The organism is Deinococcus planocerae, assembly GCF_002869765.1.
In the GTDB taxonomy this organism is placed as follows: Bacteria; Deinococcota; Deinococci; order Deinococcales; family Deinococcaceae; genus Deinococcus; species Deinococcus planocerae.
This window is the reverse complement of record NZ_PNOR01000024.1, coordinates 1-20,486: the sequence shown is the minus strand read 5'-3', so window position 1 is coordinate 20,486 and position 20,486 is coordinate 1. Positions and strand designations below refer to the sequence as shown.

Annotated in this window: 19 protein-coding genes and 1 tRNA gene; 3 read left to right on the top strand and 17 right to left on the bottom strand. The window is 69.4% G+C overall.

The genetic code is table 11. The features are described 5' to 3' along the window. Positions 1-64: 64 nt before the first annotated feature. From A7B18_RS14165 to A7B18_RS22035, 10 genes are all read right to left on the bottom strand, one after another. Positions 65-1,087 carry an ABC transporter ATP-binding protein gene (locus A7B18_RS14165; RefSeq protein ID WP_102127350.1) on the bottom strand — a complete coding sequence of 341 codons (1,023 nt, stop codon included), beginning with the start codon at positions 1,085-1,087 and terminating at the stop codon, positions 65-67. Next, positions 1,084-2,124: an ABC transporter ATP-binding protein gene (locus A7B18_RS14160; RefSeq protein WP_102127392.1), complete on the bottom strand. Its 1,041-nt coding sequence runs from the start codon at positions 2,122-2,124 to the stop codon at positions 1,084-1,086. Before A7B18_RS14160 ends, A7B18_RS14165 begins: the two co-directional genes overlap by 4 nt. Before the next feature lie 124 nt (positions 2,125-2,248). Further along, positions 2,249-3,388, bottom strand: coding sequence for an ABC transporter permease (locus A7B18_RS14155; RefSeq protein WP_102127349.1), 1,140 nt, complete (start codon positions 3,386-3,388; stop codon positions 2,249-2,251). Positions 3,389-3,400: 12 nt separating this feature from the next. Further along, positions 3,401-4,381 carry an ABC transporter permease gene (locus tag A7B18_RS14150; RefSeq protein WP_102127348.1) on the bottom strand — a complete coding sequence of 327 codons (981 nt, stop codon included), beginning with the start codon at positions 4,379-4,381 and terminating at the stop codon, positions 3,401-3,403. An 88-nt stretch (positions 4,382-4,469) separates the two neighbouring features. Continuing rightward, positions 4,470-6,221, bottom strand: a complete 1,752-nt coding sequence (locus A7B18_RS14145) for an ABC transporter substrate-binding protein (protein WP_102127347.1) — start codon at positions 6,219-6,221, stop codon at positions 4,470-4,472. Positions 6,222-6,489: 268 nt separating this feature from the next. Then, a complete protein-coding gene (gene secG / locus A7B18_RS14140; protein ID WP_102127346.1) occupies positions 6,490-6,714 on the bottom strand; it encodes a preprotein translocase subunit SecG in 225 nt (74 codons plus the stop codon). Between the two features lie 131 nt (positions 6,715-6,845). Next, positions 6,846-6,928, bottom strand: a tRNA-Leu gene (locus tag A7B18_RS14135). Between the two features lie 53 nt (positions 6,929-6,981). After that, positions 6,982-8,235, bottom strand: coding sequence for a phosphoribosylamine--glycine ligase (purD, locus tag A7B18_RS14130; protein ID WP_102127345.1), 1,254 nt, complete (start codon positions 8,233-8,235; stop codon positions 6,982-6,984). Then, positions 8,235-9,167: an MBL fold metallo-hydrolase gene (locus A7B18_RS14125; protein WP_102127344.1), complete on the bottom strand. Its 933-nt coding sequence runs from the start codon at positions 9,165-9,167 to the stop codon at positions 8,235-8,237. Before A7B18_RS14125 ends, purD begins: the two co-directional genes overlap by 1 nt. Further along, positions 9,164-9,337 (bottom strand): hypothetical protein, encoded by a 174-nt coding sequence (locus A7B18_RS22035; protein ID WP_180970172.1) that lies wholly within the window; start codon positions 9,335-9,337, stop codon positions 9,164-9,166. The genes A7B18_RS14125 and A7B18_RS22035 overlap by 4 nt, the downstream gene beginning before the upstream one ends. 174 nt (positions 9,338-9,511) lie before the next feature. Here A7B18_RS22035 and A7B18_RS14115 point away from each other — a divergent pair, with 174 nt between their 5' ends. Next, positions 9,512-10,288 carry an ABC transporter substrate-binding protein gene (locus tag A7B18_RS14115; protein WP_102127342.1) on the top strand — a complete coding sequence of 259 codons (777 nt, stop codon included), beginning with the start codon at positions 9,512-9,514 and terminating at the stop codon, positions 10,286-10,288. Positions 10,289-10,326: 38 nt separating this feature from the next. Here the strand turns inward: A7B18_RS14115 and A7B18_RS22270 are convergent, their stop codons facing one another. The 3 genes from A7B18_RS22270 to A7B18_RS22260 form a co-directional block, all read right to left on the bottom strand. Beyond that, a complete protein-coding gene (locus A7B18_RS22270) occupies positions 10,327-10,668 on the bottom strand; it encodes an RNHCP domain-containing protein (RefSeq protein ID WP_219722136.1) in 342 nt (113 codons plus the stop codon). After that, positions 10,665-11,093, bottom strand: a complete 429-nt coding sequence (locus tag A7B18_RS22265; protein ID WP_245872891.1) for a hypothetical protein — start codon at positions 11,091-11,093, stop codon at positions 10,665-10,667. The genes A7B18_RS22270 and A7B18_RS22265 overlap by 4 nt, the downstream gene beginning before the upstream one ends. Before the next feature lie 66 nt (positions 11,094-11,159). Next, entirely contained in the window at positions 11,160-12,743 is a 1,584-nt protein-coding gene (locus tag A7B18_RS22260) for a phospholipase D-like domain-containing protein (RefSeq protein ID WP_219722135.1), read from the bottom strand. A 130-nt stretch (positions 12,744-12,873) separates the two neighbouring features. Between A7B18_RS22260 and A7B18_RS14105 the strand changes: the two genes are divergently transcribed. Then, positions 12,874-13,509 (top strand): MOSC domain-containing protein, encoded by a 636-nt coding sequence (locus A7B18_RS14105; protein WP_102127341.1) that lies wholly within the window; start codon positions 12,874-12,876, stop codon positions 13,507-13,509. A gap of 63 nt (positions 13,510-13,572) precedes the next feature. On the opposite strand, the gene msrA is transcribed toward A7B18_RS14105, so the two are convergent. Further along, on the bottom strand, positions 13,573-14,124 hold the full coding sequence (msrA, locus tag A7B18_RS14100; protein WP_102127340.1) for a peptide-methionine (S)-S-oxide reductase MsrA: 552 nt from the start codon (positions 14,122-14,124) through the stop codon (positions 13,573-13,575). Between the two features lie 683 nt (positions 14,125-14,807). Between msrA and A7B18_RS14095 the strand changes: the two genes are divergently transcribed. Further along, positions 14,808-17,882, top strand: a complete 3,075-nt coding sequence (locus A7B18_RS14095; protein ID WP_102127339.1) for a DUF11 domain-containing protein — start codon at positions 14,808-14,810, stop codon at positions 17,880-17,882. 89 nt (positions 17,883-17,971) lie between these two features. Here A7B18_RS14095 and A7B18_RS14090 read toward each other — a convergent pair whose 3' ends face one another. From A7B18_RS14090 to A7B18_RS14080, 3 genes are read right to left on the bottom strand one after another with little or no spacing between them, the layout of a single operon-like run. After that, on the bottom strand, positions 17,972-18,721 hold the full coding sequence (locus A7B18_RS14090) for a TSUP family transporter (protein WP_102127338.1): 750 nt from the start codon (positions 18,719-18,721) through the stop codon (positions 17,972-17,974). Between the two features lie 51 nt (positions 18,722-18,772). Beyond that, on the bottom strand, positions 18,773-19,246 hold the full coding sequence (locus A7B18_RS14085; protein WP_146009545.1) for a restriction endonuclease subunit S: 474 nt from the start codon (positions 19,244-19,246) through the stop codon (positions 18,773-18,775). Between the two features lie 5 nt (positions 19,247-19,251). Further along, the gene (locus A7B18_RS14080) at positions 19,252-20,280 is read right to left on the bottom strand and encodes an HsdM family class I SAM-dependent methyltransferase (protein ID WP_219722134.1); all 1,029 of its coding nucleotides are present in this window, start codon (positions 20,278-20,280) and stop codon (positions 19,252-19,254) included. Positions 20,281-20,486: the final 206 nt, after the last annotated feature.

The following is a 20,486-nucleotide window of genomic DNA, read 5'->3' as shown; positions in this document are numbered from 1 at the left end:
GCGACCGCGGAAATGAAAAGCCCCCGCACAGGGCGAGGGGGGCTGACCGCCGAGGGCGCAGAGCTTACAGAATGTCGTCGCGGATGCAGGCTTTGAAGTGACTGGGCGCGACCTCGCGCAGCTCGGGCACGACCTTGGAGCACTCGTCCACCGCGTAACGGCAGCGGGTGCGGAAGACGCAACCACTGGGCGGGTTGATCGGGCTGGGGATGTCCCCCTCCAGGATGATCCGCTGGCGCTTGACGGTGGGGTCAGGCACCGGGGCCGCCGAGAGCAGCGCCTCGGTGTAGGGGTGCTTGGGGTTGCGGTTGAGTTCGCGGCTGGGGGCGATCTCCATCACCCGGCCCAGGTACATCACGATGATCCGGTCGCAGATGTACTCCACCACCGCGAGGTCGTGCGCGATGAACAGCACCGTCAGGCCCAGCTCCTCCTGAAGGTCCTGAAGGAGGTTGACGACCTGCGCCTGGATCGACACGTCGAGCGCCGACACCGGCTCGTCCGCCACGATGAAGGACGGATTGACCGCCAGCGCGCGGGCGATGCCGATGCGCTGCCGCTGCCCGCCGGAGAACTCGTGCGGATACCGCCGCATGTGCTCGGGCCGCAGCCCCACCTTCTGGAGGAGTTCGGCGATGCGGTCCACCCGCTCGCGGCCCGGGTGCAGGTTGTGGATCTGCATCGCCTCACCGATGATGTCCGAAACCGTCATGCGCGGGTTGAGCGAGGCGAAGGGGTCCTGGAAGATGATCTGCATCTCGCGGCGGTAGTCGCGCAGCTCGCCCTTACCGAGCTTGGTGATGTCGGTGCCGTTGAAGATCACCTGCCCGCCCGTCGGCTCAATCAGCCGCAGGATCGCGCGGCCCGCGGTGGTCTTGCCCGAGCCCGACTCGCCCACCAGGCCGACGACCTCGCCGCGGCCAAGCTGGAAGGACACGTCGTTGACGGCCTTCACGTTCGCCACGACCCGCGAGAGCAGCCCGCCGCGAATCGGGAAGTATTTCTCCAGGCTGCGCACGTCGAGCAGCGTCTCGCCGGTCGCGGGCACGGGGCGCCCCACGGTGCTGAGGTTCACCACGGTCGTCATGCGCCCACCCCCTGCTGGGCCTGCTCGAACTCGTGCCAGCGGATGCAGCGCGCCGTGTGGCCGCCGCCCGTGTCGTACAGCGGCGGCACCGCCTCGCTGCACTCGGGGACGGCGAACTTGCACCGGGGCTCGAAGGGACAGCCGGGCGGCAGGTTCAGTGGGTTGGGCACGTTGCCGGGAATCGCCTCCAGCCGCGCCTTGGGCTGGCCCGGCTCGCGGTCCTGGGGACGCGGCACCGAGTTGAGCAGCCCCATCGTGTAGGGGTGGCGCGGCGCCTTGAAGATCTCCACCACGTCCCCCTCCTCCACCACGCGCCCGCCGTACATCACGACCACCCGGTCGGCCATCTCCGCCACCACCCCGAGGTTGTGGGTGATGAAGAGGATGCTCATGCCCACCTCCTTCTGGAGGGTGCGCATCAGGTCCAGAATCTGCGCCTGAATCGTCACGTCGAGCGCGGTGGTCGGCTCGTCGGCGATCAGGAGGGCGGGCTTGCACGAGAGCGCCATCGCGATCATCACGCGCTGACGCATCCCGCCCGACATCTGGTGGGGGTACTCGTTCACGCGCTTCTCGGGCGCCGGGATGCCGACGAAGCGCAGCATGTCGGTCGCCACGCCCATCGCGTCGCGCTTGTTCTTGCCCTGGTGGAGCATCACGGCCTCGGCGATCTGGTCCCCCACCGTGTAGACCGGGTTGAGGCTGGTCATGGGTTCTTGAAAGATCATCGAGATGTCGTTGCCGCGAATCCGGCGCATCTCGGCCTCCGGCAGCCGCACGAGGTCCTTTCGCGCGCCGTCCTTGCCGACGAACAAGATCTCACCGTCCGCGATCTTGCCGGGCGGGGAGGCGATCAGACGCATGATCGAGAGGCTGGTCACGCTCTTGCCCGAGCCCGACTCGCCCACGACCGCCAGGGTCTCGCCCTTCTTGATGTGGAAGGTCACCCCGTCCACGCTTTTCACCACGCCGTCGTCGGTGTAGAAGTACGTCTTCAGGTTGTTGACCGCCAGCAGGGTCTCGCTCGGCGCAGTCATCGTCTGGACCGTCGTGGGCAGGGTCATCTGGCCTCCGTGGAGCACGGGCTTGCAAACATGGGGGGATCATACAGTCCCGGTGGGCCCTGCGTGTGGCCCGCGCCCGAATCTTCGCGTTCCCTCCTCATTGCCGCTTGCGCGGATCGAAGGCGTCGCGCAGCCCGTCGCCCAGGAGCTGGAAGCACATCACCGTCAGCACGATGAAGAATCCCGGGATGAGGACCCAGGGCCGCTGGGTGATGGAGGCAAAACCCCCCTCCTGCGCCTGGCTGAGCAGGCTGCCCCACGACACGTAGGGCTCGACCGCCCCGATCCCCAGAAAGCTCAGGCCCGATTCCGTCAGGATCGCGCCGGGGATGCCGAGGCTGAGCAGCACGATCACGTACGTCGTCATGGTGGGGAGCATGTGCCGCCACATGATGCGCCCGTTCCCGGCCCCCAGCGCCCGCGCCGCCGACACAAAATCCTGCTCGCGCACGCTCAGCAGTTGGCCGCGCACCACCCGCGCCAGCCCCCCCCACGAGATGAAGGCGAGCAGCCCCAGGATCATGTACAGGGCGAAGATCGGGTTGATGTTCTGCGGAAAGACCGACCGCAGCAGGATCAGGAGAAAGAGCCCCGGGATGGACGCGAGCACCTCGACGAGGCGCATGATCAGCGTGTCCGCGATCCCGCCGAAATAGGCCGCCATCGCCCCCATAAAGAGGCCGATGACCGTGCTCAGGAGCACCGCCCCCACGCCGATGGTCAGCGAAATCTGCGAGGCGTACATCGTGCGGGTGAAGAGGTCGCGCCCCAGCGCCTCGCCGCCGAAGAGGTAGACCTTGCAGTCGGGGTTGCCCGTGCCGAAGAGGTGCAGGTTGCCCGGGATCAGCCCCAGCAGGCGGTACGCGTCGCCCCGCACCCCGAAGTAGATCGGGCAGCGGGTCTGGGTGGGCTTGAACTCGTTCACGAAGGTGTCGAGGTTGAGCTGCTGGGCGTACTGGTACACGTAGGGCCGGGTCAGGCCCCCGCCCTGCGGGTCGCGGACGTGGACCGGCGTCGGCGGGTGGAAGCGGGTGATGTTCGTGGTCGAGTAGTTCGACAGGCCGTCGGGCGCCACGAAGGGCGCGAAGATCGCCAGGGCGTAGAGCAGCAGCAGGAAAGTGCCGCCGATGCGCGCGAGGCGGTTCTTGCGGAATTGGCCCCACGCGACCGAGAACTGCGACTGCGACTGGGGGCGGCGGGCGCGGGCTTGCCGGGGCTGGGGAGCGGTCGTGGTCACGGCAAGCCTTCCTTACGAGACCGACACGCGCGGGTCGACCACCGCGAGGAGGATGTCGCTGATCGCGTTGCCGATGATGAGCAAGACGGTCGTGATCATGGTGAACCCCGCGATGAGGTAGAGGTCCTGGGTATTGATCGCGTTCAGGAGCATCGGCGTGATTCCGGGGTAGGCGAACACCACCTCGATGAAGCCCGCCCCGCCGATCAGCCCCGGCAGCGTGCCGCCGATCCCCGCCACGATGGGCAAGATCGCGTTGCGGAAGGTGTGCTTCCAGATCGCCGTTCTCTCGCTGACTCCCTTGGCCCGCGCGGTGCGGATGTAGTCCGAGCGCATAACCTCCAGCATCTGGCCGCGGATCACGCGCGTCAGGCCCGCCGCGTCCGTGATCGCCAGGATCAGCGCGGGGATGATCAGGTGCCGCGCGATGTCGAGCGCCTGCGCGAGGGGGCTCAGCTCGGCGTGGTTCTCGCTGCGCATCCCGCCGATGGGGATGTCCCACCCCGTGGCGAAGCGCGCCTGCACGATGAAGTACAAGACGATCAGCGCGATGAAAAACGAGGGAAAGCCCAGCAGGAAGTACAGCACGACGTTGACGCTCTTGTCGCCGAGCGAGTTCTGGCGCACCGCCCCGAATACCCCGAGCGGGATGGACACCGCGTAAAAGATCACCGTGATCAGCAGCACCAGCCACAGCGAGTTCACGATGCGCGGCCAGATCACGCCCAGCACAGGCTGCTGGTACTGGAAAGACAGCCCGAAGTCCCCGCGCAGCATGTTGCCCAGCCACAGGAAATACTGCTGCCAGACGGGCCGGTCGAGGCCGAAGCTGCGCTCGAGGTTGGCGATCTGCTCGGGGCTGATGTTGGGGTTGAGCTTGGCGGGGGTCAGAAAGTCGCCGGGGGCGAGCGAGATCACGAAAAAGATCAGGACGCTGGCGAGCAGCAGGGTCGGGATCGCCTGAAGGGCCCGCCGCAGGAGGAATGGAATCATCGGGGCTCCTGTTGATGCCGTGGGGGGTCACGCAGTAGGGGCAGCCCGCTCGCGCGAGCCACCCCCGGGGGCCGTGGTGGCGGCCTGATTACTTGATGAACGTCAGGGCGATGTTGCGCGCGCCGTAGTAGGCGTCCATCAGCTCGCGCGGGTGCTCGCCGCCCAGGCGCTCGTTGAAGGTCACGTGGAAGTTCCCGCCCACGAGGTAGATCACCGGCTGAAGCTCGGCCTCGGCCTTCAGAAGCTGCGCCCCGATGTTGCGGCGCTGGGCCACGTTAAGGGTGGCGTCGCCCTGGTAGTACAGCTTGGTCATCAAAGACTCCTGCGGGGTCAGGCAGGCGCCGTTGGTGGGATTGTTGTACGAGTGCAGGTTGCCGCCGCAGGGGACCGTGTTCTGACCGAAGGGCCAGATGTTGTCGCCGCCCGAGAGACCGAGCAAGATCGCGTCGAAGGGCCGATTCTCGCCCTTGGCGGTGAGCTGCCCCACGAGGTTGTTGAAGTCGATGGGCGTGAAGTTCACCTTGACGCCGACCTTCTTCGCCTCGTCCGCGAAGATGCGCCCGAGCTGCTCGCGCACGGTGTTGCCCGCGTTCGTCGAGAGATTGAACTCCAGCACCTTGCCCGCGTTGTTGACGAGGTAGCCCTGGGCGTTCTTGCGGGTGTACCCGATCTGCGAGAGCAGCCGGGTCGCCTGCGCGAGGTCGTAGCGGTACTTGGGCGCGGCGTCGCTGATGTAATTCTTGAAGATCGGGTAGACCGAGTAGTAGTTCTCGCTGCCCAGGCCGCCCAGCGCGAGCTGCACCATCGCCTGACGGTTGGCGATGTGGCTCATCGCGCGCCGGAAGCGCACGTCACGGAAGAGGCGCTGCTTGTCGGGATCGGACGCCTTGTTCCAGTTGAAGGTGATCCACTGGCTCTGGGCCTGCGGGCTCACGTTGGGCAGCAAGGTCGCCTTGAGGTTGCCCCCGTCGATGGCCCGCTTGATCTGCGCGAGGTCGTCGGCGTTGCGCGGGGCGAAGGTATCGATCTGCCCGGCCAGGTACGCGGCGAGCGCGGCGTTGAGGTCCGTGGTCACCCGGTACGAGTAGCGGTCGAGGTACGGCAGCGCCTGGCCGCGGCTGTCCTTGTTCCACTCGCCCCAGTAGGGGTTCTTCTTCAGAACCGTGCGCTCGCCCGCCTGGTAGCTCTCCAGGGTCCACATGCCCGGCGAGACGATCTGGTTGGCAGGCGTGCCGAGCGTCCACAGCCGCTTGACCGCTTCCGCGCCGCCCGAGCGGTAGGCCGCCCCGAAGATGTGGTCGGGCCAGGGCGTGTAACTCATCAGGACGAGGGCCTTGGCACTGGGCTGCGGGAAGTCGAACTGGAGGGTGGAGTTGTCGATCTTCCGAACGGTGATGGGTTTCTTGCTCAGGAAGAAGTTGTCGTAGGAGTTGCTGCCCACCTTGTCGTCGGTGTGGATGCGGTAGGTGGTGATCCAGTCGTCGGCGGTGATCGCCTGACCGTCGCTGAACTTCATCCCGGGACGAATCTTGACCACGAAGCGCCGACCGCCGTTGCTGACCACCGGGGCGCCCTCGGCCATGTAGGGAATCAGCTCGTCGTTGCGGGGGTCCTGGATGAACAGCCCCGCACCCGCCTCCAGCGTGCCGGGGATGCTGACCGCCTCGGCGTCGGTGAAGGGGTTGATGCTCTTGAAGTCCGAGATGGTGTAGTTGCGGAACTCGCCGCCGCGCTTGTTCGCGGTGTTCTGCTCCGCCGTCCACGCTGCCGGGTACACGAAGGGGGCCGCGACAGCCGACCCGAGGGTCATCGCCAGGGCAACGAACATTGCTCTCTTCATAGGAAGCCTCCTGAGGCTCGGGACTGGGGATCAGGATACGGGCGCCTCCCCGGCAAACGCCGGGCGACGATGGACACAGATGAGATGGATTCCAGCGCCGCCAATATATGAACCGACTCCAAAGAGGTCAAGAGGAACCCTTACGTTCGGGTGAAGATTGTTACTTATTTATCAGCGAAACAAGTTGCAATCCCGAGCGGAAGGTCCACGGCCACCCAACGGCAAACCGCCGCCCCAGGACTGGGAACGGCGGCCCCTCGGGAGGCGTTCAGCGCGAGACGACGCCGATCAGGAGGGCGAGCAGCATGAACAACCCGCCGAGCACGCTGGTGGTGCGGATCAGGCCGCCCTCGACCCCGCGCCCGCCGAGCAGCGAGCCGCCGGAGGCCATGCTGGCCGAGAGACCCGCCTGCTTGGGCACCTGAAGGAGCACGAAGAACACGAGCCCCACGCACACGAGGGCGAAGAGGATGATGAAGAGGGTCAGGATCATGGGTTACCTCGGGGAAGGGCTGGGAGATCGGTCCCTCGGGACCTCCGGCCAGCCGTTGCTGAAGCGACTCTAGCAGGTAGCCTCCGCGCAAGCAAAAACCCCTGCCGGGGCAGGGGCCAGTGCCGCTGTGCTGGTGCCGAAGAAGGGACTCGAACCCTTACGGTTTCCCGCTCGATTTTGAGTCGAGTGCGTCTACCGATTCCGCCACTCCGGCCCTCACCCCGGCGTCCGGGGCAGGCGGATGCTAGCGCGTGAGGTGGGCAGGGGTCAAACGGGGTGGGGCTCGGGCCAGGCCCCGATGCGGGCGCCGAGGTCGCGCCGGAACTGCGCCCCGGGAAAGTCCACCCGCTCCGCAAGGGCGTAGGCGCGGCCCAGCGCGGCGTTCAGCGCAGGCGCCGTGGCCGTCACCGCAAGCACCCGGCCCCCGCCGCTCACGAGCCGTCCCCCCTGTTCGGCGGTTCCGGCGTGGTAGATCATCTCGCCGGGGCCGGGCTCGGGCAGCCCGAGGGGGAGGCCCCGCTTCGGCTCGCCGGGGTAGCCGGGCGCGGCGAGGACGACGACGGCGCTCGCCCCCCCCCGGAAGCGGACGGTCCCCGGGTCGAGGTGCCCGCGCGCCGCGTCGAGGGCGTGCCGGGCGAGGTCGCTGTCCAGCAGCGGCAGCACCGCCTCGGCCTCGGGGTCGCCGAAGCGGGCGTTGAATTCGACCACCTTGGGGCCGCCCGGGGTCAGCATCAGGCCCGCGTACAGCACGCCCGTGAAGGGGTGGCCCTCCGCGCACATCCCGGCCAACGCGGGCTCGACGATCTCGGCGCGGATGCGGGCGAGGTCGTCCCCGGCGAGCGGGAAGGGGCAGATCACCCCCATGCCGCCCGTCATCGGGCCCACGTCGCCTTCAAAGATCGTCTTGTGATCCTGGCTCGGCGGGGTCAGCGCGTACCGCTCTCCGTCGGTGAGCGCGAGGACCGTGACCTCCTGCCCGGTCATGAATTCCTCCAGCACGGCCTGCGCGTCCTCCTGGGAGAAGATGTCGCGCAGGGCCGCCCGCGCCTCCCCGCGGGTGCGGGCGATGGTGACGCCCTTCCCGGCGCGCAGCCCCGCGTCCTTGACCACCAGGGGCAGGGGGTGCCGGGCGGCGTACGCCAGCGCCTCCCCCACCTCCCCGAAGCTGCGGTGGGCGGCGGTCGGAATGCCGTGCCGGAGCATGAAGGCCTTGCTCCACGCCTTGTCTCCCTCCAGCCGGGCGGCGGCGCGGGTGGGGCCGAAGGCGGGCACGCCGCGCTCGCGGCAGGCGTCTACCAGCCCGGCGGCGAGCTCCGCCTCGGGCCCCACGATCACGACCTCCGCCCCCTCGCGCGCGGCGAGGTCGGCGAGAGAGGCCGGGTCGCCGGGGCTGGCGAGGACGCGGGCCTGCCGCTTGATCCCGGGATTGCCGGGGGTGCACAGGACCTCGTGCCCCGCCCGGGCGCAGGCGTCCACGATGGCGTGCTCGCGGCCCCCCCCGCCCACGACGAGGACGCGCATCAGCCCCCGTCTCCCGTGGCCCGGCCCCGCGCCGCCGCCCGAGTCCAGTAGCGCACCAGCCCCTGCACGCTCATCCAGGGGGGGCAGGCGAACTCGTAGCGCCCCGGCAGCTCGGGGTCTTGCCCCCGCAGCTCGTCCAGCAGGGCGCGGGTGAAGGCCCCGGTGAGTTCCTCCGCGTCCTGGCCGCGCTCCAGCCCCTCGCGGACCCGGGCGGCGTCCACGTCCAGGGAGGCGAGCAGGCCGTCCCAGTGATCCGCCGAGTCGGGGGACGCGCCGAAGTGGGCGAGGTGCAGGGTGCGGGCGCCCAGCCCCCGCAGGGCGGCGACGCTTTCCCGCCACGCCGGAAGGTCGATGTCGGGCGGTGGGGTGGGGGCGCGCGGGGTCTGCCGCTCCGAGAGCCGGATGCCGCCCACGTCCCCCACGAAGAGGTCGTCCCCGGCGTGGTAGGCGAGGTGGTGGACGGCGTGGCCCGGTGTATACAGCGGGCGCACCTCCAGCCTCCCGACCCGCAGCGTCTCGCCGCCCGCGAGGACGGTCAGGCGCCCGGGCTCCACGGGCCGCATCTCGCCCCACAGGCGGTCCATCTCGCCCCCGTAGATCTGGGCCGCGCTGGCGAGCAGCCGCCCCGGTCGGGAGAGGTGCGCCGCCCCGCGCTCGTGGACGTAGGCCCGCGCGCCGGGCACCCGGTCCAGAATCGTCCCTGTCGCCCCGGCGTGGTCGAGGTGGATGTGGGTCAGAAAGACGTGCCGCACGTCCGCGAGGGAGGCGCCCAGGGAGGCGAGGCCCGATTCCAGCTCCGGCAGGGTGCTTCCCGGCCCCACGTCCACGACGGCGAGGCCGTCCCCGGTCTCAAAGACCGAGGCGGCGATCACGCCGGGCACCCCCTGGAAGTGCAGGTCGAGGGTGCGCACCGCCGCGTCCGGGGCCGTCACGCCTGCCCCGTCAGGCGGGCGCCCGCCAGCAGGAGGGCCGCCGCGTACTGCACCGCCGCGAAGAGCCGGATCACCCGGACGTTCGCCGCCGCCTTGAGCGGACCGAGGGTCAGCGCGAGGATCAGGCTCGCGCTCAGGAGGGTGAACAGCACGACCAGCCAGAGCACCATGCCCGGCAGCATAGCAACCTGTCCCGGCGACCCCGCCTCCCCCATCCTGCCGGGCGACGGGGGCCGGAGGGCGCCTCCCTTTAACAACGTGGGTGTCATGGGTCTGACAGAACCCTTCTCTTAAGCTGCCGTGAACGTTTCCCCGCACGCCTCCTCCCCGAAAGGACCCCGCCCATGCCGACCCGCCGCTCTCCCCTGGCCCTGACCGTCGCCCTGCTCGCCCTCCTCGCCTCCCCGCACGCCGGGGCGCGCACGCTCCCCGAGATTCGGGCGGCGGGCGTGCTGCGGGTGGCGACGCCGGGCGACATTCCCTCCTTTACCCTCGACAACGCCGGGCAGTATGCGGGGTTCGAGGTCGACCTCGTGCGGCTGCTCGCCGCCGACCTCGGCGTGCGCGTGAGCTTCGAGACCGTGCCCATCGACGGGCTGCTGACCCGCCTCCAGGAGGACCGGGCCGACGTGGCGATCAGCGCCCTGGGCATCACCCGCACCCGCGAGAACAGGACGGACTTCACAGCGCCGACCGCCTGCGCGGGCGTGTCGCTGCTGTCGCTCGACCCCCGGCTGAACAGACACACCGACCTCGTGGGCAAGACCATCGGCGTGAGCGCCGGGTCGATCATGCAGGCGTACGCGCAAAAACTCCCCTTCGAGAAGCGCGTGAACGTCTACGCCACCTCGAACGACCTGATGTTCGCCGTGCTCTCGCGTGCGGTGGACGCCACCTTCGTCTACAGCGTCATGGAGCCCGGCCTGAAAAAGACCTTCCCCAAGGCGAACATCCACCTCGGCCCGGAGCTGTGGAGCGTGCCCACCGGGATCATGCTGCGCGAGGACAACGACTCCACCCGCCTCGCCCTGAACGCGGGCCTGGGCCGCGTCATGCAGGGCGGCGCCTACGCGGCGCTGAGCCAGAAGTACTTCGGCAAGGACGTGCGCTGCAAAAGCTGAGGGGCCGGGCCCGGCCCCGCCGGGTCAGCCCTGCCAAGTCAGCTCTGCCGCCCGCTGAGATTGATCAGCGCGTTCCAGTCGTCGGGCTGCCGGGGGTCGTCGAGGGCCGCCCGGTTCCGGCCCTCCCCGCCGCACGTCTCGCAGCGGTAGAGGATCACCCAGCCCTTCTTGCCGCTGTGCTCCACCCCGACGGGCCGCATCGGCCCCCGGCAGCCGTTCGCCCGGTCGCCGGGCCGCACGTCCACGTGCAGCGAATACAGGCACACCGGGCAGTGGTTGCGCACCGAGCCGTTCTCCAGGGGCCGGACCTCCGCCCCGCAGTGGACGCAGGTGAAGGCGTTGTTGGTGCCCTGCACGGTGAAGCGCCGCGGGGCGGTCACGCGCGGCCCCCCCGGCGTGACCAGCGCGAGTCGAGGAAGGCGCGGATGCTGGAGACGCCGACGAGGCACGTGCCCAGCAGCAGGAAGCCCAGCCCCGCGAGGCTCACCACCCAGCCCTGCCAGTTGCTCACGCCCGCGAGCATCCCCACCACGAAGACGAGCAGGCCCGCGAGGACGCTCAGGCCCACGGTCAGCCGCCACGCCCACACGCTGCCGCGCCACACCTGCCCCAGCAGCACGGCGGTCGCGGCGGCGTAGAGCACGTTGCGCGCGAGGTTGTCCGTCTGGCCTTGCAGGAGCCGCCCGAGGAAGGGCGTGGTCGCCAGCATGAAGAGCCCGGCGAGCACCACCAGCGTGGGCGTGCGGCCCGCCGCGGCGAGGGCGGGGTCGAAGGGGGAAGCGTCGCGGCGGGCCTGGGGACTCACCCCCGTATTGCAGCACAGCGGCGCGCGGCGGACGGGGGGCAGCGTTACGCGGGGGGCGGGGCCCCCTCACTCCCGGTGGTTCCCCCGCTCCACCCGGGGCGGCTTCCCCGTCGTGTCGGCGGGGAGCCACCACGGCGCGTGGATGGCCTGGGCACGCGCCCACTCGAAGGCGAACATCCGCCCGAACTCGCCTCTGGCCCCGGGGTCGTTCGTGGCGAGGGTGTACTCGCCCAGGCCCAGGGGCCCGAAGGCCGAGTGGTGGAGGTTCTGGCTCCCCACCGTGAGCAGCTCCCCGTCGATCAGGGCGGCCTTGGTGTGCACTCCCCCCGCCGGGCCGTACCAGCGGGCCTGCACGTGGTCGGCGAGGCCCAGGGGCGCGAGTTCGGCCCGCAGGCCGCGCAGCAGGGCGAGCGTCTCGGCCTGGAGGAGAGGGTCGTAGTCGAGGAGGAGCCGCAGCCGCACCCCGCGCTCGCGCACGGCCCGGACGGCGGCCCGCCACACCGGGAGCTGGAGGGCGGGCGGGCACCCGCCGGGGTCGGAGAGCCGCCCCACGCAGCCCAGGGTGCCGCTCACCTGCGACTGCATCACGTCGATGCTCGTCCGCGCCGCGCCGAACAGGGCGGTCACCGCGTCGTCGGCGTCCGCGTAGCCGCTGCGGCGGTACAGGCCATACACGCGGGCACTCCCGGCGGCGGGAGCGGGGCGCGTCCAGACCAGCGGCCACGGGGAGGTGGGCCGCGTGAAGGAGCAGTCCCGGCGCAGCGTCCCCGGGGTGGGGTGGGCGTGGCAGGTCAGCCCCCGGCTCAGGAGCCAGCCGTCGCGGAAGGTAGCGACCGCGTGCCGGGCGACGGGGCCGCGCACCCACAGGCCGAGGTCGGCGAGCCCCTGGCCGCCCGGGGTCTGCGCCGGAACGTGGAAGAGACTGACGTTGAAGCCCCCCGTGAGCACCGCCTCGCCGTCTTGCACGATCAGCTTGACGTGGCTGTGGGGCAGGGCGTACGTGTAGTTGGCGAGTTCCAGCCGCCAGCCGGGCAGCGTGTCGCCGCTGAGGGGCACCCCCGCTTCGAGCAGGTGCCGCGCGGCGTGGTAGGCGTTGGCGGTCGGGTCGAGGAGGTCGCCGAGGCGGATGGAGTTGCCGAGCATGATCCGGACCGTGAGCCCTTGCGGGTGGCGCTCCGGGTGCGCGGCGAGGTCGCGGCGCAAGTCGGCGACGGCCCGCGCGAGGCCCGCCCCCGGCGCGTCCGGGCCGTCGTCCCAGAGCATGTTGGCGATCAGGAGTTCGCGGCGCGTTCCCCGCACCCTGTCCTCCAGCAGCCCGAAGGCCCCCTCCGGGCGGCGCGGCTGGGCACTGTAGGCGGGCTCGGCGTTCGGGAAGTGCAGCAGCCCCTCCACCCGGTTGCCGCAGCTCAGGGCGGCCCCCTGCCCCCGCGTCCGGCGATGCAGCAGGCGGGCGAGGGGGGAGTCGGGCGGCGGGCAGGCGTTCAGGCCGAGCCCGTCGAGCGGGGCGAGGTCGGGCCGGGGCAGGGCGCCGCGCGCGACCTCGAAGCCCGCCGGGAAGACGGCCCGGCCCGCTTCCGACCTCGGACCCGCGAGCAGCGTCAGGAGGACCAGCACCCAGGCGAGCGGGCGGGAAAGGAGGAGGGCGAGCACGGTCGCAGGCTACCCCCCGCCCCGCCCCCCGGGGGGAGAAGGCGGGCACACTCGGCGGGGGTCCCCCTCCCCCACCCCGGCTGCTAGCCTGCGGCATGAGCCACAGCACCCTCCGGGCGGGGCGGCCCGCGTGAAGGTCCTCAGCGTGAACGTCGGCCAGCCCACCGCCGCCCAGGTCGGCCACCGCACGGTGGTCACGGGCATCCGCAAGCACCCGGTGCCGGGCCGCGTCCAGGTGAGCGCTCAGGGCCTCGACGGCGACCGGGTGATGAACCGCCGGTACCACGGCGGCCCCGACCAGGCCGTCTACATCTACACCCGCGAGGACTACGACCACTGGGCCGAGACGCTGGGCCGTCCCCTCGACCCCGGCCTCTTCGGCGAGAACCTGCTCGTCGGCGGCCTCGAATCGGCGGGGGTGCGGGTCGGTGAGCGCTTCCGGGTCGGGGCCGGGCTGCTGGAGGCCACGGCGCCGCGCATCCCCTGCGGCACCCTCGGCGCCCGGATGGAGGACGCGGGCTTCGTGAAACGCTTCGCGCGGGCCCGCCGCCCCGGCTTCTACACCCGCGTGCTGGAGACGGGCGACGTGGGCCGCGGAGACGAGGTGAGCCGCGAGGCCCCCGCCCCCGCGGACGCCCCCACCGTCGCCGAGGTGTTCGACGCGTGGCTGGGCGGGAAGCCCGACCGCGCGACCCTGGAGCGGTACCTCGCCTCGCCCCTGGCCGCCCGGTTCCGGCGGGGGCTGGAGGAGAGGCTGGACACCTGAAGGAGGGCGGGACCCCGTGGGAAGAGACGGCTTACGGAGTCCCGCCTTTCTCTTGTCCCGCCGCTACATCCGCAGGCGCTCGCCGTACTCCCGGCGCAATTTGGCGACCTTGGGGGCGATCACGGCCACGCAGTAGCCCTGGCGCGGATTGCGGGCGTAGAAGTCCTGGTGGTAGTCCTCCGCCATGTAGAACTCGCCCGCGGGCTCGATGGTGGTCACGATGGGGCGGTCGAAGACGGCCTGAGCCCCGAGGTCGGCGATCACCTCGCGCGTCTCGCGCTCCTGCTCCGGGCTCACGGGAAAGACGGCGCTGCGGTACTGGGTGCCCACGTCACCGCCCTGGCGGTTGAGGCTGGTGGGGTCGTGCGTGGCGAAAAAGAGCGTGAGGAGGTCCCGGAAGCTGACCTGCGCCGGGTCGAAGGTGAGGCGCACGGCCTCCGCGTGTCCGGTGGTGCCCTCGCACACGCTGCGGTAATCGGGGTTGGGCACGTGCCCGCCGATGTACCCGCTCTCGACGCGCAGGACGCCGCGCACGTCCTTGAATACGGCCTCGGTGCACCAGAAGCACCCGCCCGCGAGGATGGCTTGTTGCGTGCTGCCTGAAGGGGAAGTCATGCCGGAATTCTCGCGCCGGACAGGTCAGGGGACGGGGGGGTGGGGCACGGTTGCGGCCCCCGACACGACTCACTTTCGCCCCACGGGGAGACGACGCACCCTCCCCGAAGAAAGCAGACGCGGGAGGGTGAGAAAGCCCAAGACGGGCCGGGGCGCCTGGGAGACGCTTTTGTTTGTTCTGGAGGCCAGTTATGGGCAGACAGCACGCTCACGTCACCGGAGATTTCGCGGACGCTTAAACTTTCTCACCATGAGAACTCTGGGGCTGCTTATCGTGTAACAAACCTAACAAAATGGGGGAGGTGGAGATGAGATTTACCCCTGGGTAATTGCTGGCGCCCCCGTCTGAAGTTTCCCGTTCCGAAGAAGTGGAGGTGTGGTCGGTCGACCCGCTGACAGAGCGTGAGATGTGCCAAAGGAGTTTGAAGGCTTCCTCTGTCCGCCGATCACCGAAGAGTTCAAAACAGCGGCCAGTGGCCTAGGAGCACGTCACGCTCCCGGCCACCGTAGCGCCGCTACCCGTTGAAAGGCCCCGACTGCGACATCTAGAGCCAAACGGTGAACCGACATGGCATCGGTTCACGGCATCCTAACCCGTGTGGGACGCAAGCGCCACTTTGTCTGGCTTTTGTGGCGGCTCACCGTGCCGTCAGGATGTGCCCCGCCTGCCAAGAGGTACCCAGATGAAGGGACTGAGATTCGTCGGTCTGGCCCTGACCGGAGCCCTGACCCTCGCGGCGTGCAGCACCACGCCCACCCCCGAGACCACCGCCCCGGGCCCCATCGCCCAGCCGCCGGGCACCCAGCCCCCGGCCCCGACCACGCCCGCGCCGGGCTGCGCCAGCATCACCGTGAACCTCCAGAACGTCGCCCCCGTGGGGGGAACGGTCGCCGCCCCCGTCAACGTGCGCGACGCGGCGGGCAAGGTCGTCTTCTCGGGGACGGCGGTCAGCGGGCAAAAACTCTCGACCACCTTCGCGCCGGGGGCCTACAGCGTCAGCGCGGGGCAGATGCAGGGCTACGAGGTGGCGGCCAACACGCCGCAGTCCGTGACCCTCGACTGCGCGGCGAACAAGGACGCGGCGGTCACGCTGACCTACCGCACCGCCCAGGCGACCCAGCAGCAGGTGAGAAGCATCGCCCTGAGCGGCGACACGCCCGTGACCGACGGCCAGGGGGCGGCCCTCGACGGCCTGCGGGAGGCGAACGCCAACAAGAACGTGCTGCTCTTCGCCTCCCAGACGGAGGAGCCCGTGCTCGTCGAGATGGTCGTGCGGGACGCGGGCGGCGCCCCCGTGCCCGGAGCGCGCGTCAGCATCTCGGCGGACAGCGACGACGTGACGATCATCGCTGGGCACGTGCAGCAGGACCGCTCCGCCCGGCCCGTGCGGCTCGGCGCCCAGGCCGCGACGACCTCCGCCGCCTTCTCCGACGAGCAGGGGATCGTGCGCTTCACCGTGTACGCGACGAGTGCGCCCGCCCAGGGCACGCCCGTGAAGTTCGTGGTGAGCGCGACCGACACGTCCGACTCGCCCACGAGCGCCGCGCTCGCCGAGTTCAAGATGTTCTTCACGAACATGAGTCACCTGTATTACAGCGGTGACACGAGCTTCGGCGCGACGACGACCACCCCGATCCCCAGCGGCCAGCGGGTGGGCGGGAACGTGGGCGCGTTCGAGAACAACTTCTTCAACGCGGGCCAGCGCATCCACCAGTTCGCCACCGTCGCCTACACCAAGCAGCCCCAGACCGGCCCCTTCCCGGTCGGCGGCGAGCAGTTCCCCGGCTACGTCCGCTACACCCTGGTGCCCGTCGCCGGGCAGGAGTCGGACCTCGCGCGGCTCTTCCTCACCACGAACGGCAGCGCGATGGGCGGCTCGGGCAGCGTGAACGCCAGCGGCGGCCAGTCGGTGTACCTGCGCCCGGCCCTCGACGCGAACGCGCAGGAACTGCCCCTCACGGCGGGCGTCCGGGCTGACTACTTCTACCGGGTGCAGTACGGCAACACGGCGTACGACTTCCTGCTCAAGAGCTACAACTTCACGAAGACCTTCAGCGGTGCCACGCTCGCCATCGAGAAGACGGGGCCGAACATCGTCACCTGGACGGGCTTCGAGCGCACGAGCCCGAACACCCCGCCCCACGACCCCTACGCCCCCGACGACGTGACCCTGCCCCCGCGCCTCGACCCCGGCACCCGCACGGCGACGACCGAGGACAACTTCACGGTCGGCAAGACGTACACCTATACCATCCGCGTGCGCAACACCTCGACCACGGCGGCGCGCGGCGTGACCGTGCGCGACGAGCTGCCCGCCGAGCTGGGCTACGTGCTCGGCAGCGCGCGGCTGGTGGACGCGGGCGGGGCGAACGCGGGCACGGTGGCCGCCGACTACGACCTGAACACCCACACCATCGACTTCAACGAGATCGGCGACCTCGCCGCGGGCGCCGAGCTGCGCATCGCCATCGACGTGTACCCGCGCCACAAGCCCGGCTACGCCTGGAACGACAACGACCGCGACGGCACCTCCGACCCGGTGACGAACCTCCAGGGTGCCTTCGGCATCACGCCCCCGGAGACGAACGCCGACCTCAATGCCGAGTACGAGGACCCCTACGACATCAAGAACCGCGCCAAGGCGAGCGCGAGCAACGCCGCCGAGGTGGACAGCTACAAGTACATCAACGTCGTGCGCCCGGTCGCCCGCATCACCAAGACGGCCCTCGACCAGGAGGTCGTCTCTAACCAGCAGGCGAGCTTCCTGATCAACGTGTTCAACTTCGACCGCTCGACGGTGAACGAGCTCGACCCGCGCATCCGCACCGCGTACGCCCGCCTCAAGGGCCTCTTCCCGAACGAGTACGGCCAGGAGGGCTTCCTGCAAAGCGCCCGGGTCGAGGACACCTACGGCCCCGGCTTCAGCGGCCCGGTGGCGCGCGACGCGGCGGGCAACATCATCCCGCTCGAACGCTTCGACCAGGCGAACTCGGGCGACCGCCGGGTGGGGCTCAACCTCGGCACGTTGCAAAACGGCACCTCGCGCTCGTTCACGCTGTCGCTGCGCGGCGAGGTCGTGGGCAATAGCAACGTGAACTGCGTGCGGCTGTTCGGCTGGAACCTCAACCAGCTCTACCGCGGCAACCCGGGCGAGTACCAGCAGTTCGAGGGCCCCGACAACGGCCAGCCGGGCGCGGCGTACACGCTCGACCGGGGCCGCAACTTCCTGGAGGACTGCGCCTCGGTGGACATCGTGGGGCAGCCCGCGTGGGGCCGCGACCTGTGGGACAACGTGCTCTCGAACACCGAGTTTCTCCAGGACACGCTCACCGACGCCTACCCGGTCGGCTCGCGGTACGTGTACGACCTGTACTACGAGAACGAGGGCGTCGCCCCGGCCACCAACGTGTTCGTCAACGCCGCGCTGCCGCGGATGGCGAACCTGATCAACAGCACCTCGATCCTCGTGCGCCTGCGCAACAGCGACGGCACCGTCACGGACCGCCGCGTCGACCTGCGCGACCCGTCCACCTGGACGTTCACCGCCAGCGGGTCGACGGTGACCGCGCAGCCCGCCGCCGACCAGCGCAGCTTCCGCTTCCACGTCGACCGGATGGACCCCGACGACCGCATCTCCTTCGAGTTCCAGGTCGTGGCGAGCCAGAAGGGTGACGACCTCTTCACGAGCGCGATGACCTGGGATCAGGGAGGCGGGCGCACGCTGAACGACAGCGAGCACACCTTCATCACCGACTGAGCCCCGTCAGCAGGAGAGCCCCCGCCAACACGCGCGGGGGCTCCTGCTCGTGGGGCGCGTCGGTGGGGACCGCAGGGGGGTCGGTGGCCCTACTGGGTGAGCAGCCGCGCCGCCACGAGCAGCACGATGCCCGCGTACACCACCTTGACGAAGCCGCTGCCGCGCAGCATCGCCATGCGGGCGCCCACGAAGGCCCCGGCGGCGTTCGCCACGCCCATCGGGAGGCCGATCCACCAGACCATCTGCCCCCCGATCAGGAAAAAGAGGAAGGCCCCGAGGTTGGTGGCGAAGTTGATCGTCCGCGCGTTGCCGCTCGACCGCACGAGGTTGAAGCCCGCCAAGGCGAACAGGAACATCAGGAAGGTGCCTGTGCCGGGGCCGAGAAAGCCGTCATACACGCCGATCACGAACGCGCCGGGCAGCGTGAGGGCGAGGGTGCGGGCCGTGAGCCCGGGGTAACGGTCTTCCAGCCCGAAGCGCTTGTTCGCCAGCACGAGCGCCCCCACGCCGAGGATCACCACGCCGACGAGGGTACGGAAGGCGTCCGGGTCCACGAAGCGCACGAGGAAGGCGCCGAACGCACTCCCGATCAGGGCCAGCGGGATTAGCCGCAGGACCAGCGCGCGCTCGACGTGCCCCTTGCGCCAGTACTGCACCGTCGCACTCCCCGAGCCGAAGATGGCGAGCAGCTTGTTCGTCGCCACCGTCTGCGCGGGCGAGAGCCCCATGAAAAAGAGGGTGGGCAGCGTGATCGTGCCGCCGCCCCCCGCGATGGCGTCGATGAATCCGGCGAGAAAGGCGAGCGGGAGGCCGTAGAGAAGGACTTCGGGACCGGGCACGGGGGGACTGTATCAGCCAGAGCGACGTTCTAGCAGGGTAAGGGCTCGCCCCTAGGCCAGCGTGCTTTCTAGAGTATCCAGAGTCGTTTCCAACTTCTCCAACGGCTGATCGCCGGCGCTATCGAGCCAGGCGGGCAGGGCCGCAAGCGCCGGCAAGCGCAGGGTACGAATAGTCCTGTTCGCCTGGCGGCCGTAGCTGAAGCGGTAACGGTTCGCAGTGATGCAGGCGCAGTAGTACAGCTTCTGGCGCAGGGTCATGGGCACCTTCGCCGTCAGGTAGTAAAGGTCTCGGCCCGAGTAGTACGGCTCAGGCTGCACGAAAGCGGCCATGACCGAGCCGCCGCCGGCGACGGTGAGAGTGCCGGCGGGCAGGGGGGCGATCCCTGGCACGGCGGCAACGCGGCCAGTCACGCCGTTGTTGCGATCCGAGCGACCGACGAAGGCGACTCCAGCAGGGTCGGGCGTCATGCGGTTCAGCTCAAGGTTGACGCCGTAGACGACGTGGAAGAGGTCGGAGAGGGGCACCAACCTCACTCGGCAGCCCCTTCATCCTCGGGCACGGCCACTTGGCCGCCAGTCATATGGAACACCGCGTAGTCGCGCAACACAGCGTCGAAATCGGCCTCCGTGATCGTGCTGTAGTCGGTCTCCATATACGCCTCAGCACACCACTCGTCCGTCGGCCCCACCTTAGCCTTGATGCTCTCGCCAGCGTGCTCCTCGCCCTCACGGTACATCTCCACCCAGCGGTCGCGGATTGCCTGCCATCGCCCATGGAGGTCGATACGGCCACGGTGTTTGGTCTTGGAGAAGCCGTCGTCCTTCCAGTAGCCGAACCAGGTCTTGCGGTTGGTGGTCGCGTGCGGCGTGCCCGCTTTCCAGACCATGATGCAGGTAACGGTACCCACGGGGTAAAAGAGTTCGGTGGGCATGGACATGACGGCCTCCAGCGTATGATGGGTCATCAGCTCGGCCTTCAGTGGGTGGGGCGCGATGGCACAGGACATCGGGACGATGCAGAAGGCGCGGCCACCCTTCACCAAGACATCGAGCAATTGTTGAATGAATCGCAACTCATGGAGCGATGCATCGCCCTGGCTATAGGGCGGATTCAGCATCCCGACTGTGGGCTGGTGCGCTTTGACGGCGGCCACGATACCCTCATCGAAGCATGACCCCTGGTAAAGGTTTGCCTTCCCGTCACCGCGCAGGATCATGTTGGAAGCCGCAAGGGCGAACATCTGCGGCGGCTGCTCCACTCCGATCAGGCCGTGCTTCTTAATTTTCCCCACCTGGTCGTCGGTAGTCGCCTTGCCAACCATATTTACCATGCTGGAAATTAAGAAGGCGCTGGTGCCAGTGCAGGTGTCGGCCACTACACTGTCAGGTGTCAGATCGGCCAGCAGCGCGAATAGCTCGCAGATGTGGCGCGGCGTCAAGACGATGCCCAGGGCTTTCTTGTCGCCACCAGTATACTTCAGGAACTCTCCGTAAAACTGTCCCACCACATCAAAGTCGTGGTAAACGCTGATAAAGGGGCGTACGTGTTCGTCGAGCAACTGCACTAGGCGGTGCAGGACGCCCTTAGGGTAAGCCGCAGTGGCCTTGCCCAGCTCGGGGTGGACCGCGATCCCGCTGTAGAGGCTGCCAAGAACACGGTTGAACTTTCGGGTAAGAGTCTGGGCAGGGCAGAATGCGGGGGTGACCCGGCGAGGCTACCCCAGCGACGTGGACGACGACACGTACCTCTTCCTACTGCCATATC